The organism is Marinobacter sp. G11 (assembly GCF_021282325.1).
GTDB classification, from domain to species: domain Bacteria; phylum Pseudomonadota; class Gammaproteobacteria; order Pseudomonadales; family Oleiphilaceae; genus Marinobacter; species Marinobacter vinifirmus.
The window spans coordinates 71,253-87,343 of the sequence record NZ_JAJSPB010000003.1 but is presented as its reverse complement, the minus strand read 5'-3'; the positions used below and the strand labels follow the sequence as shown (position 1 = coordinate 87,343).

Genomic DNA, 16,091 nt, shown 5'->3' with positions numbered 1-16,091 from the left:
CGCCTCCCGGCTTGTTGGCGTCAGTCTGCCCGGCCGCGCCGCCAGACTTCGAATTGGCTGATGGCGCGAATCAGTATCGGATAGGATACTTCGCCGCCGCCCACCGAACGGGTGATGTCCATTTCCCTTTCCCGGACAATGTCGAGCCGGCCTTCCACCTGGTTACCGTTCGACAGAGTTATACGAACCTGCCGGCCGATCCAGCCCGCAGCGTTTTCGGAATCTTCTTCATACCACCCCTGCTTGCCCGGCTCTTCCTGGACAGCCACCGGCTCCATGGCTTCAGCCGGCAGAGGCGGCTCAACCACTTCAATGGTGGTCAGGTAGACATCCGGAACCGTGGCGCCATTGTAGGTTACCGGCCAGGCGGCCTCCGGGCTGCCTTCGGTGCGAACCGGGATATCCGGTGTACCGGTGGTGGCCGCAACCGGGAATACCAGCTCGCCGCCTTCAGTCAGCCACTGACGATACAGCGCAACGAGTTGGTCACTGGCCTGGTATCCCCGGGCCCGAAGCCCGGCATCCAGTGCAGTTGCCGCCTTGCCTGCCCACTCGTTCACCGTAAGTCCGGTTTCCCGGCCACAGTAGGCGGACAAACGGCGCATCAGGCCACCATCCCGCAAAGTAACACTGGCATTGTCCTGCGCTCCGGCCAGGGTCAGCTCCGAATCCAGCAGTTGTAAGCGGGTATCGGGCCAGTGCACTTCCAGGCTGCCGGTATCCACCGTATTCAGTTCCGCGTGCAGGCCTTCGCTGTCCTGAATCAGCAACAGGTCACCGCGGATGGCTTCAATACCCATGCGGGTCAGGTCGCCGCTGCCCAGCTGCTGGCGCGGATCCGGCGCACAGGACAGCACAACCAGCGGTGCCGGTGCATCCTCGGCTTCAGCGCCGGCGGTTACCCAGTTGCGGAACATCACCGGTTCCAGAACCATGCTGGCCTGCTCTACCTTCAGCTGCCAGTCGGATGGCAGCGGCTCCGGGTACATCAGTGCCGTCAGCAGGCTCACCGGCGAGCCGGTGTCCAGCTCCACCAGGCCCAGCTCCAGTGGCTGGGTCAGCCGGAAGTCCTGCCAGCCTGCTTGTTTCAGCAGTAGCCGGCCATCCAGTGCCGAGCTGATGTTGCCTCGCTGCAATACACCGACCTCCGAGAGTGCCGTGCGCGCCTCCGCCAGGCGCTGATCCGCCAGCCACCAGGCACCGGCCTTGAAGCCGACAAACACCACCAGGGCCAGAATGATCAGAAAGGACAGCAGGCGCTTCATGCCACGGTTACTCCCGGTTATCGGCTTCAGTTACGGGAAATCAGGGTACCGACACCTTCGTCGGTAAAGATTTCCAGCAGACAGGCATGGGCCACCCGGCCATCAATGATGTGGGAGGTACGCACGCCGTTTTCCACCGCACTCAGGGCGCAACGGATTTTCGGCAGCATGCCGCCGTGGATGGTGCCGTCTTCGATCAGGTCGTTGACCTGCTGCGCAGTCAGGCCGGTCAGCACCTTGTCGTCCTTGCTCTTCAGGCCGGAGACGTTGGTCAGCAGGATCAGCTTCTCCGCCTTCATGGCCTCGGCCACCTTGCCGGCCACCAGGTCTGCGTTGATGTTGTAGGAAGCACCGTCCGGGCCGACACCGATGGGCGCAATCACCGGAATCACGTTGCTGCGGGTGAGCATGTCGATCACATCCACATTCACGCTGGCCACTTCGCCGACATGGCCGATATCAATGATTTCCGGGCGTTCCAGCTCCGGAGAACGATCCACCACTTCCAGCTTGCGGGCACGGATCAGGTTGGCGTCTTTTCCGGTCAGCCCCACGGCGGTGCCGCCCTGGGCGTTGATCAGGGAAACGATTTCCTTGTTGACCTGGCCGCCGAGCACCATCTCTACCACGTCCATGGTCTCGGAGTCGGTCACCCGCATGCCGTTCACAAAGCGGGACTGGATGTTCAGCCGCTCCAGCAGTTCACCGATCTGGGGGCCACCACCGTGCACCACGATGGGATTGATACCGACCAGCTTCATCAACACCACGTCGCGGGCGAAGCTGCTCTTCAGGTCTTCGTTTTCCATGGCGTTGCCGCCGTATTTGATCACAACCGTTTTGCCGGTAAACCGTTGGATATAGGGCAGGCCCCGGCTCAGTACCGAGGCCACCTGCATTGCTGTTTCACGATCCAGCGCCATGGTGATGTGTTAATCCTTACTGTCAGAGAATGGTTTGAATCAGAATTCGGCCACCAGGTCCGGTGCCGCCTTCTGCAATTGTTCCCGGAACACGGACTTGATCCGCTCCAGGGCGTCTTCGTTTTCGGCCTCGAACCTCAGCACCAGCACCGGCGTGGTGTTGGATGCCCGGCACAGGCCCCAGCCATCGATGTAGTCTACCCGCAGGCCGTCAATGGTACTGACGTTGCCGTCGCCGAAATCAGCCTGCTGCTCCAGGCGTTCGATAATGGCAAACTTGTCGCTCTCGGTAACCTGTACATTCAGCTCAGGGGTGCTGATGTCTTCCGGGAAGTCCTCGAACACCTCATCGCTGTGGCGATCTTCAATCCCCAGGATTTCCAGCAAGCGGGCGGCGGTATACAGGCCGTCATCAAAGCCGTACCAGCGCTCGGCAAAGAAGATGTGCCCGCTCAGTTCGCCCGCCAGCAAGGCACCGGTTTCCTGCATCTTGGCTTTCATCAGGGAGTGGCCGCTCTTCCACATAATGGGCCGGCCACCGGCTTCGGAAATCACCCCAGCCAGGCGACGGCTGCATTTGACGTCATACAGCACATCGGCACCCGGATTGCGGGACACCACATCCCGGGCGAACAGCATCAGCAGGCGATCGGGCCAGATAATCTTGCCACTGTTGGTCACCACGCCAAGCCGGTCGCCATCGCCGTCAAAGGCCAGGCCGATATCCGCGCCGGTCTCCTGCACCTTCGCGATCAGGTCCTGCAGGTTCTCGGGCTTGCCCGGGTCCGGATGGTGGTTGGGGAAGTCACCGTCAACGTCACAGTGCAACGGTGTCACTTCGCAACCCAGTTCTTCCAGCAACATGGGGCCAAGTTCACCGGCAATTCCGTTGCCGGCATCCACAACCACCTTGAGGGGTGCGGCCACGGCAATATCACCGACGATCCGGTCCAGGTAGGCCCGGCGCACGTCTTCCCGGGACAGCTCACCCTGGCCGGCACTGAAGTCGGCATTCTGGATGCGGTCATACAGCTTCTGGATAGCATCGCCGGACAGGGTTTCGCCACCCAGCATAATCTTCAGGCCGTTGTAGTTGGCCGGATTATGGCTGCCGGTCACCATCACACCAGAGCCGGTTTCCAGGTGGTGGGCGGCAAAGTACAGCACCGGAGTGGGCACTGCGCCCACCTCGATCACGCTACAGCCGGTGGAGAGCACACCCCGTGCCAGCGCATCGGCCAGGCCCGGGCTGGAATGCCGGCCGTCGTAACCGATACACAAAGACGTAACGCCCCGGTCGGTCGCCTCAGAGCCGATGGCCCGGCCAATAACCTCGACAACGTCCTCGGTCAGGTTATCGCCAACAATGCCGCGGATATCATAGGCCCGGAAAATTTCCGGCCGCACATCCACCTGCGAGGTCTCAGCCAGAACCGGTTCATCCTCGTCAAACAGTTCGTCGTCGAACATCGGGGCATCGCCGAAGCCCAGGACGTCTTCATCGCCATCCATCATATCCACATCGGGAATGTCGTCCTGGAACATGGGAGCGGCGCTATCGGAGGCAAGTGCACTGGCCCGGGCGGGCTTGCCGTTGCCATTCTCGCCGGCCTTGTTTACCCGGCTTTCTACCGCCAGCGACAACCGGTGCAGCACTTCGCCGGCTGAGGCCACCGTATCCCAATGCAACGCCGGCAGGCGCAGCCATTCACCGACAAAGGCCTTGTGGGCCCACTGGATCAGCGCAGACATATCTTCACGGATACTGCGCTGGGCTGCCGCCAGCAGCATCCACACCAGCAGCGCTGCCAGCAGGGCCGGAATACCGATCAGCAGTGCCAGTGCCATGGGGCTGACCACCGGTTCCGGCGCCGAGGCTGCCTGGTACACCACGGACCAGTCCGGGTTGGTCAATGTACGGGTTTCTGAGGGCCCGTTTCCGTTACCTGCGCTGGCGACGGTGCCGGAACTGCCGGAAATGGTCTGGACCAAGGCCAGCTGACCGCCCAGCCGGCCATTGGAGACCGTCAGCATCGGTTGCAGAATGTCAGCATCAAAGACAGCCAGTACGGTTCCGACGACCGCATTGCTCACCGGATTCCGGACCGGCGCAGCAAACTGGATATACCAGACACCATCCCGGGGGAAGGCGTCTGGCTGAAGCGGCAAACCTTTTTCGGCCCGCCGGGCCAGTTCAGCACCGGCAAACCCCAGCAAGGAGCCGTTATCGCCAGCCCGCGGGATATCACCATGGAGGAAAACAAACACCGCGCTGGCACCGGGCAAGGCATTTTGGAGCTGACCGGCCAACACCTCGGCACTAGTGTCTCCAGCCAGACCCCGGAGTACATGGGGCTGGTTGGCGATGGCCTGAACCTGTTCCTGCTGGGCGGTAAAATACCGGTTCAGGCGCTGCTGGGCGCTGTCGGCTTCCACCTGACGCGATGCTTCATGGCGCTTTTCCGCAGCCGGCATCACCGACAGGAAATACACGGCGAGCACAGCGACTACACCCGCCAGTAACACTGCCAGTGCTTGCTGCAACGCAACCGACCCCAGGCGACGCCCCCTTTTGGCCACCGGCTCCTGTGACTTGCTACTTTGCTCTACTGGGCTCTGTTCCGGCGTCTGGTCCTGGGCGGACTCTTTGCTCTTCTTTTTACCGAATTTCATAGTGCATCCCGCAGTTATTTTTGAGTCCCGATGCTGCCTTGCTCTGCGAAGTATAGCTGGCAGCCGTGCTGACGGCTCTCAGCCTTTAGGGTGTGGTCAGTGACTCCCGGTAGAGCCAAATCCGCCGGCACCCCGTTCGCTGGCATGGAACTCCGACACCACTTCAAATTCCGCCTGAACCACCGGAACCAGCACCAGCTGGGCAATGCGCTCGCCCACTTCAATGGTGAACGGGGTCTGCCCCCGGTTCCAGCAGGACACCATCAGCTCGCCCTGGTAATCCGAATCGATCAGCCCCACCAGGTTACCCAGCACAATACCGTGTTTGTGGCCCAGGCCACTGCGAGGCAGGATCATGGCCGCCAGCGCCGGGTCTTCGATATAAATCGACAGGCCGGTGGGGATCAGGTGGGTTTCCCCGGGCGCCACCTTCAGTGGCTGGTGGACACAGGCCCTGAGGTCGAGGCCGGCAGAACCGTCTGTTGCGTATGAGGGAAACGGGATCCCGGTTCCGATACGGTCGTCCAGAATCCGGACCTGTAAATTCTTCTTGGTCATGCGTTTTCAATCCTGTCACTGTGGCTGGCAATGAGCGTAACCAGTCGCTCTGCGATGGCCTGTTTACTGTCCGGGCCGATGGACTCCTGCCCTTCCGGCCAGAAAACCGTAACGGCGTTCTGGTCGCTGTTAAAGCCCAGCCCCGGCGCAGAGACATCATTGGCCACAATCATGTTCAGTTTCTTGCGCTGCATTTTGTCGGTAGCGTAGCGGGCGACGTCTGTGGTTTCCGCCGCAAAGCCCACGGTAAAGGGCGCATCAGGCCTGGCCGCGATGGTGGCCAGGGTATCCGGATTGCGCACCAGCGCCAGGCTCATGGCTTCGCTGGTTTTCTTGATCTTGTCGCCGGCGCAGTTTTCCGGCCGGTAGTCCGCCACGGCGGCGGTGGCGATAAAAACATCGCAGCCTTCGGTGACCGCCCGTTCGGACGCCCGCAGCATATCCTCTGCCGTCACTACCGGGCGCACTTCCACGCCCTCCGGGGCCGGCAGGTTTACCGGGCCACTGACCAGCAACACCCGGGCACCGGCGGCAGCGGCGGCACGGGCAATGGCGTAGCCCATCTTGCCGGAGCTGTGATTGGAGATGTAGCGCACCGGGTCAATGGGCTCCCGGGTTGGCCCCGCAGTGATCACCAGCCGTCGACCGGCAAGCACTCCCTTGGCCGGGGGTTCCGGCGATGCCATAACCAGCCGGGCCAGGGCTTCCGGCTCCAGCATCCGGCCCGGGCCGGTATCGCCACAGGCCTGCTCACCCTGATCTGGCCCCCACAGGGTAATCTGTGGATCTTCTGTGAGCAGCTGCACGTTGCGTTGGGTGCGGAAATTTTTCCACATGGCCTGGTTCATCGCCGGCGCAACCGCGATCGGCGCCTCGGTAGCACAGCACACAGTGGTCAGCAGGTCGTCTGCCATGCCCTGGGCCAGCCGGGCCAGGAAATCGGCAGACGCTGGCGCGACCACCACCTGGTCGGCCCACTTGGCCAGTTCGATATGCCCCATGCCAGCTTCCGCCTCCGGGTCCAGCAGGGACGTACGAACCGGCTCGCCGCTGAGGGCCTGGAAGGTCAGTGGCGTTATGAACGCCTCGGCACCACGGGTCATCACAACCCGCACTTCCAGCCCGGCTTTTTTCAGCAACCGGACCAGTTCGGCACTCTTGTAGGCGGCAATGCCGCCGGTGATTCCCAGCAGAATTCGCTTGGCAGCCATGGGGGCTCCGTAATCCCGTAAAATGAAAGGGTTATAAGATAGCACGCCACGGGCCGGCAGGCAGCCTGCACGGCCACCCCGTTCGTTTACCAAATGTTACCTTTTCAGGTAACCTTTGTAATTCTGAGAACCCGATGCAGGACGCATCGCCCGTATCAAACCAAAGCAAGGAAGCCCGGATGACCGATTCCAGCTGGCCCACCGACGAGCGGCCCAGAGAACGCCTGCTCGCCCATGGCGCCCAATCCCTGTCTGACGCCGAATTACTGGCCATTTTTCTGCGCACCGGCACGACCGGCATGCCAGTGATGGCGCTGGCACGACACCTGATTGACGAATTCTCCGGCCTGCGGGGGCTGATGACCGCCTCCCGCCGGCAGTTTCTGCAAGTGAAAGGCCTGGGTACCGCCAAGTACGCCCAGGTGCAGGCCGCCATGGAAATGGCCCGGCGGGTCATGGACGAACCCCTGCGCCAGGGGGATCCGCTGCGCTCACCGGCAGACACCCGGCGCTTTCTAACAAGCCGGCTGGGCACCTATCCCCACGAAGTATTCGCCGGACTGTTCCTGGACAACCGCCACCGGGTCATCCAGTACCGGGAGCTTTTCCGGGGCACCATCGACGGCGCAGCCGTGTATCCGAGGGAAGTGGTGCGCCAGGCCCTGGAAGACAACGCCGCAGCCGTCATTTTCGCCCACAACCATCCCAGTGGCGTGGCCGAGCCCAGCCAGGCCGACATTTCCCTGACCCGCAGATTGAAGGAAGCGCTGGGATTGGTGGATATCAGGGTTCTTGACCATATGGTTATTGGCCACGGTGAGGTAATATCGCTGGCTGAACGAGGGTTGATGTAACCGCTGCGGGGTCGCCACCGGAAAACTGGACAATTTCCCAACAATTTTTTGCGTTGGCTGGCCAGTTCTGGTATAAAAGCGTCCCTTTCTGGCGGCGTCTGGCGAGCAGCGTTCAGTTTAGAGGCGCGAACCGGTAGCAGTTATGGCTCCGGAGCAACCAGAGACGCATTAAATAACGAATTCGTATAGATAGACCATTGCTCAGGTCGGAGGCAAGTATGTCCAGAGTTTGTCAGGTTACCGGTAAGCGTCCGGTTACCGGTAACAATGTATCCCACGCGATGAACCACACTCGTCGTCGTTTTCTGCCGAATCTGCAGAACCACCGTTTCTGGGTTGAGTCCGAGAAGCGTTTCGTGAAGCTGCGCGTATCCACCAAGGGCATGCGCATCATCGACAAAAAAGGCATTGACGCTGTGCTGGCCGATCTTCGTGCCCGCGGCGAGAAAGTTTAAGGAGCCGCATCATGCGCGAGAAAATCAAGCTGGTTTCATCAGCAGGTACTGGTCACTTCTACACGACCAAAAAGAACAAGCGTAACACCCCGGAAAAAATCGAGATCAAAAAGTACGATCCGGTTGTCCGCAAGCACGTTGCGTATAAGGAAGCCAAGATCAAGTAATTGATCCTGCCTCCACGAAAAACCCGGCCATGGCCGGGTTTTTTTGTGCCTGAATCTGGACCAGGATCAGAAGGTTTGCAGGTATCCCTTGGGCAGGGCGACGTCCATGGCGATCGGCAGGTGGTCCGACACCGGATAGCTCACCACCTCCGAACGGCGGATCTCCAGCGACGGGCTCACCAGGATATGATCCAGCGCCTTTTCCGGCCGCCAGCTGGGGAAGCTGTGGGCGGTATCCGGCAGCGGAATCAGGTCGGTTTCTTTCAGGGGCGTCCTGGTCAGCAGTTGTTCTGCATGGGCATTCATATCCCCCATCAGCACCACATGCCGGTAGTCGGCAATCAGTTCCCGGATATACCCCAGCTGGCGCTGCTGCGCCGACTTACTCAGGGACAGGTGCATCAGCACCAGCACCAGGGGATCATCCTCTGCCCCGTAACGGGCAATGATGGCTCCCCGGCCCGGAATCACTCCCGGCAACTTGTGCTCGGTCACGTCCAGCGGCCGAAACCGGCTCAACAGGCCATTACTGTGCTGGGCAATCTGCCCCAGATTACGGTTCAGCTGCTGATACCAGTACGGGATGCCTGCCGCCTCGGCCAGGTATTGCACCTGGTTTATGTAGCCGCTGCGAAGGCTGCCACCATCGCACTCCTGCAAGGCCACCACATCGTACTGGCTGAGCAGGGTTGCGATTCGATCCAGGTTCTCGATGCGCCGGCGGTTAGGCAGGAAGTGTTGCCAGCTACGGGTGAGGTAGTGGTGATATGACGAAGTATTGATGCCCACCTGGATATTAAAGGTGAGCAAACGGATATGGCGGTGGGCCTCAAACTCAGGCACATGCTCGCTGCCCGAGCAGGCACCCCGGGGGCTTTCTTGCGATTTCAGAATCCCGTTCAGCTGATTGCGGATCCGTTTATACATGCGCGCAAATCCCCGGACTGCTCCAGAAAACGGCCAGCGTCAGCGCTGGCACGCGGCCACCGTATTACTCGGCTCCTGCCTGCTCCTGCTCGGCCAGGTATTCGACTACCTGAAGAACATTCTCGTGGCTGCCAGCCATGGAGGCACTGACCACATACTTGCCATTTACCAGCATAGTCGGTGTTCCGGTGATGCGCGCACCACGGATCTTGGACTGCGCCTGCTGCACCCGGGCACGTACGCCGAAGCTGTTGTAGGTGTCGACAAATTCCTGGGCGTCCACCCCGTAGTCAGCCACGAAATCCGCCAGTGCCTCTGCAGAATTCAGCGGGCGACGCTCTCCGGCCAGCGCATTGAACAGGGCGTCGTGCACCTTGTCGAGTTCACCCATGGCTTCAAGGGCGTAGAAAGCGTAGGCATGGGGCTCCCAGCTTTGCCCCAGGGCCGCCGGCAGGCGAACGTAGTTTACATACTCCGGCGCCTTCTCTTCCCAGGCTTCCGCCAGGGGCTTGAAGTTGTAACAGTGGGGACAGCCATACCAGAACACCTCGGCCACCTCGACACCGCTGTCTGAGGCGGTACGAACCGGGTTATCCAGCGTGCGGTAATGTTTGCCCTCCTGCCAGGACTGGGCATTTGCCACGCCTGAAACAAGCAGGGCAGCTGCAAGAAATACAACAGAGCCAAAGCTTCTGATCATCGAAAATCTCCGAGCCATGATTTTGAGTTATCGGGAATTATGACCCAGCATACGGAAAAAGTTCCACCGCAGGCCACGGGCAAATCGTTACAGAAAGGTAAACAGCAAAAACCCCGCCGAAGCGGGGTTTCTGACGCAGCGTTACCGGGAACGATCAGTTCAGGCCGGAAACGTAGTTGGCAACTGCCTCGATTTCCGCGTCGGTCAGCTTGGAGGCCACATCCATCATGATGGCTGCGTTGGCACCGCCAGCGCGCTCACCGGAACGGTAGGCATTCAGCTGCTTGGCAACGTACTCGGCAGTCTGGCCACTCAGTGCCGGATAGCCCGCAGGCTCGTTACCGGTACCACGAGGGTTGTGACAACCGGAACAGGCCGGAACACCGGAAGCCATGTTGCCGCCACGGTACAGGGCCTGGCCCTGTTCCACCAGCTCCGGATCAGCCTGGCCAACCACCATGTCCTGCTCGTTGAAATAGGCTGCCAGGTCCTGGAGGTCCTGGTCGGACATGGCGTCCAGCAGGCCCGTCATTTCAGGAATCGAACGGTCGCCGTTCTTGATATCTACCAGCTGCAGGTATGTGTAACGCTCGCCGATACCGGACAGCTTCGGATACGCCGCCATGATCGGCTTGGCTCCGCCCTGTCCGTGGCAGCCGGCACATACCGCTGCATTCTGTTCACCCGCTGCCGGATCTCCTGCCCCGTGAGCCATTGCTGTCAGGCCAACTCCGAGAACAACTCCTGCGATCAGTCTTTTCATGCTCGCTCCGCTTCTCTCATCTTTGCATCTTGAAAGTATTCTTCGTTGTGCAACCGGCAAGCACTGACAAAACAGGCTCATAACCGGGGCTAAAGCGGTAACGCGAGGCGTCCCGCCCTGAATTGGTGTAGCATTATACATTAATCGCCGATAACTGAAATCCAAAGGAACGCCAACCGTCGTGGACTCTGATCTGACTCAAAAAAGCCTCTCATTCAACAGCGCCCGATTTCTGATCAGCGCGTCACGGCTGGATGAATGCCCACCGGATTTCGGCGCTGAAGTGGCCTTTGCCGGCCGCTCGAATGCCGGCAAATCCAGCGCCCTGAACGCCATCACCGCCAACGGCAAGCTGGCCCGCACCAGTAAAACGCCGGGGCGCACCCGGCTGATCAACTTTTTCACCCTGAATCGCGAAAACATGCGCCTGGTGGATCTGCCCGGCTACGGCTACGCCAAGGTTTCCCGCGACATGAAAGACGACTGGCAGAAACACCTGGGCCACTACCTGAACGAGCGTCGCTGCCTGCGCGGCCTGGTTTTGGTGATGGATATCCGCCACCCGCTGACCGACTTCGACCAGATGATGGTGGACTGGTGCGAACACAATAACCTGCCCCTGATGATCCTGGCCACCAAGGCCGACAAACTGAAATTCGGGCAAGCCAAGACTGCCATGCTGGGCATCGCCGGCAAACTCAAGCCTTTTGGCTGCGTACAGCACCTGATCATGTTCTCCGCCACCTCGAAGCGGGGCGTCGACGAATGCCGCGAGGCCCTGACCGACTGGCTGGAAGCGCCTGAAGCGGAAGAAACAGAAGAATAAGCAGAAGAAAAAGAAAAAACCGGCCTGCAAAGACGCAGGCCGGCGAAACGTCAGGGTTTGCGACGTGCTAAACCTGAGAACTCACTCAGGAGACGCAGAAAAGTCCGATTTCCCACGTCACTACCTGTGACACCGCACTCTTCCAAAAGTTCAAAGTCTGCTCAAAAAATAACCGGCAGCTACAATCAAGCCGGCACCGCCTCCGGCAAAACCGGGCGATACTTCTCTCGCAGTACCATCACCCGCTCACGGTATTCAGGCGTCAGGTACGGTATTTCCAGCGTCAGCACCTGGTAAATGCCCTGCTTCAGCTCGGTCAGAGTCAGGCTGGCCGACTCCTCGCTGGCGTGGGCCGTTTTCAGGAATGCCATCCAGTTAGTGATTACCAGCCAGACATTCAGTGACATGGCCGAACGCAGCTCTTCGGGCTGAGGCTCGATAATGCCCGCTTCCGCCAGCTTGCCGAAAATCCGGTTAATGGCGGCCAGGCAGCGGTTGGTAAATTCCCGGTAGTCCCGGCGCAGGCGCGGATCGCTGTCGAGCAGGTATTCCAGGTCCCGGTGGAAGAACCGGTAACTCCAGAGTCCGTCAAAGACCGACTCCAGGTAAAAGGTCAGGTCTTCCAGGGTAATGGCCCGGTCTTCGGGGATATCCAGGTAGTAATCCACCAGCTTTTCATATTCCTGGAAGATCTCGTAAATGATGTCGGACTTGTTCCGGAAGTGGTAATACAGGTTGCCCGGAGAAATGGCCAGGTGCGCGGCAATATGGTTGGTGGTGATATTGCGCTCCCCCCGCTCGTTGAACAGCTCCAGACTGGAAAGCAGAATTTTGTCTCTGGTTTTCATTCGCCCGCCGGTGTTTGTTGTTATCTGTCTCGCAGATGGCCCGATGGGCCATCCACCGCTTCTTGACTGCCTAGAGTATATACTCTAATAATAGCCGCAAGTGCAAATCCACCGGATTGCAGCCACCGATAACAACAAGCTGTACAGGCAGGCCTGACGGCAAGGGGAGAGAAAATGGGAGCCACCGTTGTTCAGCTCACCGAGAGCAAGAAACAGATCCAGCACACCCACCGGGTTTTCGAAGAGCAGAAAAAAGCCTTCCGCGCCAACCCGATGCCATCCCTAACCGAGCGCAAGGAAAACCTGAAACGCCTGAAGCGCGCCCTGCTGAGTAACCAGGACCGGCTCACCGATGCCATCGACCGGGACTTCAGCTGCCGCTCGAAGGATGAATCCCTGATTGCCGAAGTCATGCCGTCCATTCAGGGCATCAACTACACCCTGAAGAACCTGGGCGACTGGATGAAGCCGTCCAAACGCCATGTCTCGGTACTGTTCCAGCCGGCCAGCAACAAGGTGCACTACCAGCCCAAGGGCGTGGTGGGCGTGATCGTGCCCTGGAACTACCCCCTGTACCTGGCGGTAGGCCCGCTGGTGGCCTCGCTGGCTGCGGGCAACCGCACCATGATCAAAATGTCCGAGTACACGCCGCACACCTCGGCCCTGTTCAAGGAAATCATCGAATCCATGTTCCCGGAGGAAATGGTCTCGGTGATCACTGGCGAGGCCGACGTCGCCGCAGACTTTTCCCAGCGCCCGTTTGATCACTTGCTGTTTACCGGCTCCACCTCGGTGGGCAAGCTGGTGATGCGGGCCGCGGCCGAAAACCTCACTCCGGTGACCCTGGAACTGGGCGGCAAATCGCCCGCCATTGTGTCGCCGGATGTGCCCATGGAAGACGCCGCCCAGCGCATCGCCTTCGGCAAGGCCTTCAACGCCGGCCAGACCTGCGTGGCACCGGACTACGTGCTGTGCCCGGCCGACCGGGTGCAGGCCTTCGTGGATGAATTCCGCGCCCGATTCGCCGAAATGTACCCCAGCCTGCGGGACAACGACGACTACACCGCCATCATCAACGAGCGCCAGTACGACCGCTTGCAGGGTTACCTTGAAGATGCCCGGGCCAAGGGCGCCGAACTGGTGGAAATCAACCCCGCCAACGAAGACATGAAGGAAGGCACCCGCAAGATCCCGCTGACCCTGGTGCTGAAAACCACGCCGGACATGAAAGTGATGCAGGACGAGATCTTCGGCCCGATCCTGCCGGTGATCAGCTACAGCGGCCTGGACGAAGCCATCCACTACATCAACGAACGGCCGCGTCCGCTGGCCCTGTACTTCTTCGGCTACGACAAAACCCAGCAACAGCACGTGGTGGACAACACCCACTCCGGTGGTATGTGCATCAACGATGCCCTGATGCACGTAGCGCAGGACGACCTGCCCTTCGGCGGTATCGGCGACTCCGGCATGGGCCACTACCATGGCCGCGAAGGCTTCCTGACCTTCTCGCACCACCGGGCCATCTTCACCAAGCAGAAGTTCAACAGCGGCAAATACGTGTATGCACCCCACGGCACCGCTGCCCATCGCATGGTCTACAAATTCTTTATCCGGTGAGCCCCATGAACCGACGCAGTTTCCTGAAAACCGGGGTAGGCGGCGCCGTCTTCCTCGGCACCGTCAGCCTCACCGCCGGCCTGTCCGGCTGCGCCACCGCGCCGGCCGGGCGGGTCAGTGCGGTCGACAGCCGCATGGACGCCAGCTACCGCTTCCAGTTTCTGAGCAAGGACGACATCGCGCTGTTCGAAGCCCTGTTACCGGCCATGTTCACCGGCGCCCTGCCGGAAGAACCGAACCAGCGCCAGTTTGCCGTTGCGGCCACCATCGAGCGCATCGACCAGGGCATCGCCCGGTTCGGCGCCCCCAACCAGAAAGAACTGCGCAAGCTGTTCGACCTGCTGAACTTTGCCCCCACCCGGGTCACCCTGGCCCGGGTCTGGTCCGACTGGCCATCCGTGACCACCGGCGAAGCCGACGCATTCCTGAACCGCTGGCGCAACAGCCGGATCGGCCTGCTCAACAACGGCTACATCGCCCTCAGCAAGATCGCCAACGTCGCCTTCTACGGCCACCAGAACCAGTGGCACCTGACCGGCTACCCCGGGCCACAGGAATGGATCGTGAACGTCTTACCCCAGTTCAAAAACACCTGAAAGACCCCGGATTACGGAGCGCAGTATGTCCATGAATGATCCCATTGCCCGGGGCCTGGCCGCCGGCTGGAAGGTTACCGACGCCAGTACCCTCACCAGCAACCAGACAGCAGAAGCCGATGTGGTCGTCATCGGCACCGGTGCCGGTGGCGGCACCACCGCGGAAATCCTGGCCCGGCAAGGCCTGGCCGTTATCCTGGTGGAAGAAGGCCGGCTGTATTACCAGAAAGACTTCAAAATGGACGAGCTGACGTCCTACGCCAACCTCTACCAGGAAGGCATGAGCCGGACCACCGCCGACGGCGCCATCGCCATACTGCAGGGCCGTTGCGTAGGTGGCTCCACCACCGTCAACTGGACCAGCAGCTTCCGCACCCCGGACGAAACCCTCACCTACTGGAGCCGGCAATTCGGCCTCGACAGCCTGACACCCGACGCCATGGCGCCCTGGTTCCAGGGCCGCGAAGAGCGCCACACCATGGCGCCCTGGCAAACCGACCCCAACCTGAACAACGACATCCTGCGCCAGGGTTGCGAAAAACTCGGCTACTCCTGGCAGGTGATTCCCAGAAACGTCAAAGGCTGCTGGAACTCCGGCTACTGCGGCGTGGGCTGCCCCACCAACGCCAAGCAAGGCGCCCTGCTGACCACCATCCCCGGCGCCCTCGACAACAACGCCCGCATGTACCACGGCCTGCGCGCCGAAAAACTGGTCATGAACCAGGACCGCATCGACCACCTGCAGGCCAGCGCCATGGGGCCAGACGGCGTAACCCCCTCCGGCGTCACCGTCACCCTCAAGGCCCGGCACTTTGTCGTCGCCGCCAGCGCCATCGGCTCACCGGGCCTGCTACTGCGCTCGCAACTGCCCGACCCGCACCAGCGCGTGGGCAAACGCTCGTTCATCCACCCGGTTAACGCCACCGTGGCCCGCATGCCGGCCAACGTAGACCCCTTCTACGGCGCACCCCAGTCCATCTACTCGGACCAGTTCAACTTCAGCCAGGGCGTAGACGGCCCCGTGGGCTACAAACTCGAAGTACCCCCCCTGCACCCGGCCATGGCCGCCGGCGTCGTCCCCGGCCACGGCCCGGACCAACTCGCCGACCTCAGCCAGCTGGCCAGAATGCAGTCTGTCATCGCCCTGCTGCGCGACGGCTTCCACGAACAAAGCCCCGGCGGCACCGTCACCCTGCGCGACGACGGCAGCCCGGTACTCGACTACCCGGTAACCGACTACCTGTGGCAAGGCATCCGCCAGGCCTACCTGCACATGGCCGAAATCCAGTTCGCCGCCGGCGCCGAAGCCGTCCGCGCCATGCACCTGGATTCCACCTGGTACAAAACCTGGGCCGAAGCCAAGGCAGCGATCGCCGAACTCCCCATGAAACCCCACCGCGCCCGCCTGTTCACCGCCCACCAGATGGGCGGCTGCAGCATGGGCAGCAACCCGGAATACTCCGTGGTCAACGGCTTCGGCGAACACCATCACGTTCCCAACCTCAGCATCCACGACGCATCGATCTTTCCAACGAGTATCGGCGCGAACCCGCAGTTGTCGGTTTATGCATTGGCGGCGAGGAACGGTACGCGCCTCGCGCAAAAACTGCGCTCAAACGGTTAATTGGACAAGGGGCTTCCCCAAAAAGTCGGGGAGGCCGGCACGTCGTCAGCAAGCGGTGTCAGGGCATGTCCTTCCGGGAAT

16 protein-coding genes are annotated in these 16,091 nt (G+C 60.9%); 7 read left to right on the top strand and 9 right to left on the bottom strand.

Features of this window, described 5'->3' with window-relative positions:
• Nucleotides 1-20 precede the first annotated feature (20 nt).
• The 5 genes from LWH94_RS02960 to coaBC all read right to left on the bottom strand — a co-directional run bounded on the left by LWH94_RS02960 (nt 21) and on the right by coaBC (nt 6,630).
• Nucleotides 21-1,265 carry an acetylornithine deacetylase gene (locus tag LWH94_RS02960; RefSeq protein WP_232901199.1) on the bottom strand — a complete coding sequence of 415 codons (1,245 nt, stop codon included), beginning with the start codon at nt 1,263-1,265 and terminating at the stop codon, nt 21-23.
• Nucleotides 1,266-1,291: 26 nt separating this feature from the next.
• Entirely contained in the window at nt 1,292-2,188 is an 897-nt protein-coding gene (argB, locus tag LWH94_RS02955) for an acetylglutamate kinase (protein ID WP_022988460.1), read from the bottom strand.
• A 39-nt stretch (nt 2,189-2,227) separates the two neighbouring features.
• Nucleotides 2,228-4,861, bottom strand: a complete 2,634-nt coding sequence (locus LWH94_RS19375; RefSeq protein WP_269802464.1) for a phosphomannomutase/phosphoglucomutase — start codon at nt 4,859-4,861, stop codon at nt 2,228-2,230.
• A gap of 96 nt (nt 4,862-4,957) precedes the next feature.
• Entirely contained in the window at nt 4,958-5,419 is a 462-nt protein-coding gene (gene dut, locus LWH94_RS02945) for a dUTP diphosphatase (protein WP_232901198.1), read from the bottom strand.
• On the bottom strand, nt 5,416-6,630 hold the full coding sequence (coaBC, locus tag LWH94_RS02940; RefSeq protein ID WP_232901197.1) for a bifunctional phosphopantothenoylcysteine decarboxylase/phosphopantothenate--cysteine ligase CoaBC: 1,215 nt from the start codon (nt 6,628-6,630) through the stop codon (nt 5,416-5,418). Before coaBC ends, dut begins: the two co-directional genes overlap by 4 nt.
• Before the next feature lie 179 nt (nt 6,631-6,809).
• Between coaBC and radC the strand changes: the two genes are divergently transcribed.
• The 3 genes from radC (at nt 6,810) to rpmG (ending at nt 8,106) form a co-directional block, all read left to right on the top strand.
• Nucleotides 6,810-7,484 (top strand): RadC family protein, encoded by a 675-nt coding sequence (gene radC / locus LWH94_RS02935; protein WP_011786974.1) that lies wholly within the window; start codon nt 6,810-6,812, stop codon nt 7,482-7,484.
• A 218-nt stretch (nt 7,485-7,702) separates the two neighbouring features.
• A complete protein-coding gene (gene rpmB / locus LWH94_RS02930) occupies nt 7,703-7,939 on the top strand; it encodes a 50S ribosomal protein L28 (protein WP_011786975.1) in 237 nt (78 codons plus the stop codon).
• An 11-nt stretch (nt 7,940-7,950) separates the two neighbouring features.
• Nucleotides 7,951-8,106 (top strand): 50S ribosomal protein L33, encoded by a 156-nt coding sequence (rpmG, locus tag LWH94_RS02925; RefSeq protein WP_008173465.1) that lies wholly within the window; start codon nt 7,951-7,953, stop codon nt 8,104-8,106.
• A 66-nt stretch (nt 8,107-8,172) separates the two neighbouring features.
• On the opposite strand, the gene LWH94_RS02920 is transcribed toward rpmG, so the two are convergent.
• From LWH94_RS02920 to LWH94_RS02910, 3 genes are all read right to left on the bottom strand, one after another.
• Nucleotides 8,173-9,033 carry an endonuclease/exonuclease/phosphatase family protein gene (locus LWH94_RS02920; protein WP_094624961.1) on the bottom strand — a complete coding sequence of 287 codons (861 nt, stop codon included), beginning with the start codon at nt 9,031-9,033 and terminating at the stop codon, nt 8,173-8,175.
• A 64-nt stretch (nt 9,034-9,097) separates the two neighbouring features.
• Complete coding sequence (locus tag LWH94_RS02915; protein WP_232901196.1) at nt 9,098-9,733, bottom strand: thiol:disulfide interchange protein DsbA/DsbL; 636 nt, start codon at nt 9,731-9,733, stop codon at nt 9,098-9,100.
• Between the two features lie 154 nt (nt 9,734-9,887).
• Nucleotides 9,888-10,496, bottom strand: coding sequence for a c-type cytochrome (locus LWH94_RS02910; RefSeq protein WP_058341967.1), 609 nt, complete (start codon nt 10,494-10,496; stop codon nt 9,888-9,890).
• A gap of 181 nt (nt 10,497-10,677) precedes the next feature.
• Here LWH94_RS02910 and yihA point away from each other — a divergent pair, with 181 nt between their 5' ends.
• A complete protein-coding gene (gene yihA, locus LWH94_RS02905) occupies nt 10,678-11,322 on the top strand; it encodes a ribosome biogenesis GTP-binding protein YihA/YsxC (RefSeq protein WP_232901195.1) in 645 nt (214 codons plus the stop codon).
• A gap of 185 nt (nt 11,323-11,507) precedes the next feature.
• On the opposite strand, the gene LWH94_RS02900 is transcribed toward yihA, so the two are convergent.
• On the bottom strand, nt 11,508-12,170 hold the full coding sequence (locus tag LWH94_RS02900) for a TetR/AcrR family transcriptional regulator (RefSeq protein ID WP_232901194.1): 663 nt from the start codon (nt 12,168-12,170) through the stop codon (nt 11,508-11,510).
• A 174-nt stretch (nt 12,171-12,344) separates the two neighbouring features.
• Here LWH94_RS02900 and LWH94_RS02895 point away from each other — a divergent pair, with 174 nt between their 5' ends.
• Genes LWH94_RS02895 through LWH94_RS02885 form a run of 3 tightly spaced genes read left to right on the top strand, consistent with a single transcriptional unit; the run spans nt 12,345 to nt 16,010 of the window.
• Nucleotides 12,345-13,790, top strand: coding sequence for a coniferyl aldehyde dehydrogenase (locus tag LWH94_RS02895; RefSeq protein WP_058341969.1), 1,446 nt, complete (start codon nt 12,345-12,347; stop codon nt 13,788-13,790).
• A 5-nt stretch (nt 13,791-13,795) separates the two neighbouring features.
• A complete protein-coding gene (locus LWH94_RS02890) occupies nt 13,796-14,386 on the top strand; it encodes a hypothetical protein (RefSeq protein WP_232901193.1) in 591 nt (196 codons plus the stop codon).
• Nucleotides 14,387-14,411: 25 nt separating this feature from the next.
• Nucleotides 14,412-16,010, top strand: a complete 1,599-nt coding sequence (locus LWH94_RS02885; RefSeq protein WP_232901192.1) for a GMC family oxidoreductase — start codon at nt 14,412-14,414, stop codon at nt 16,008-16,010.
• Nucleotides 16,011-16,091 lie beyond the last annotated feature (81 nt).

What these genes read in the sequence shown, in the direction of transcription:
- LWH94_RS02960 (WP_232901199.1), bottom strand. Translation starts at nt 1,265, where the DNA reads ATGAAGCGCCTGCTGTCCTTTCTGATCATTCTGGCCCTGGTGGTGTTT.
- argB (WP_022988460.1), bottom strand. Translation starts at nt 2,188, where the DNA reads ATGGCGCTGGATCGTGAAACAGCAATGCAGGTGGCCTCGGTACTGAGC.
- LWH94_RS19375 (WP_269802464.1), bottom strand. Translation starts at nt 4,861, where the DNA reads ATGAAATTCGGTAAAAAGAAGAGCAAAGAGTCCGCCCAGGACCAGACG.
- dut (WP_232901198.1), bottom strand. Translation starts at nt 5,419, where the DNA reads ATGACCAAGAAGAATTTACAGGTCCGGATTCTGGACGACCGTATCGGA.
- coaBC (WP_232901197.1), bottom strand. Translation starts at nt 6,630, where the DNA reads ATGGCTGCCAAGCGAATTCTGCTGGGAATCACCGGCGGCATTGCCGCC.
- radC (WP_011786974.1), top strand. Translation starts at nt 6,810, where the DNA reads ATGACCGATTCCAGCTGGCCCACCGACGAGCGGCCCAGAGAACGCCTG.
- rpmB (WP_011786975.1), top strand. Translation starts at nt 7,703, where the DNA reads ATGTCCAGAGTTTGTCAGGTTACCGGTAAGCGTCCGGTTACCGGTAAC.
- rpmG (WP_008173465.1), top strand. Translation starts at nt 7,951, where the DNA reads ATGCGCGAGAAAATCAAGCTGGTTTCATCAGCAGGTACTGGTCACTTC.
- LWH94_RS02920 (WP_094624961.1), bottom strand. Translation starts at nt 9,033, where the DNA reads ATGTATAAACGGATCCGCAATCAGCTGAACGGGATTCTGAAATCGCAA.
- LWH94_RS02915 (WP_232901196.1), bottom strand. Translation starts at nt 9,733, where the DNA reads ATGATCAGAAGCTTTGGCTCTGTTGTATTTCTTGCAGCTGCCCTGCTT.
- LWH94_RS02910 (WP_058341967.1), bottom strand. Translation starts at nt 10,496, where the DNA reads ATGAAAAGACTGATCGCAGGAGTTGTTCTCGGAGTTGGCCTGACAGCA.
- LWH94_RS02900 (WP_232901194.1), bottom strand. Translation starts at nt 12,170, where the DNA reads ATGAAAACCAGAGACAAAATTCTGCTTTCCAGTCTGGAGCTGTTCAAC.
- LWH94_RS02895 (WP_058341969.1), top strand. Translation starts at nt 12,345, where the DNA reads ATGGGAGCCACCGTTGTTCAGCTCACCGAGAGCAAGAAACAGATCCAG.
- LWH94_RS02890 (WP_232901193.1), top strand. Translation starts at nt 13,796, where the DNA reads ATGAACCGACGCAGTTTCCTGAAAACCGGGGTAGGCGGCGCCGTCTTC.
- LWH94_RS02885 (WP_232901192.1), top strand. Translation starts at nt 14,412, where the DNA reads ATGTCCATGAATGATCCCATTGCCCGGGGCCTGGCCGCCGGCTGGAAG.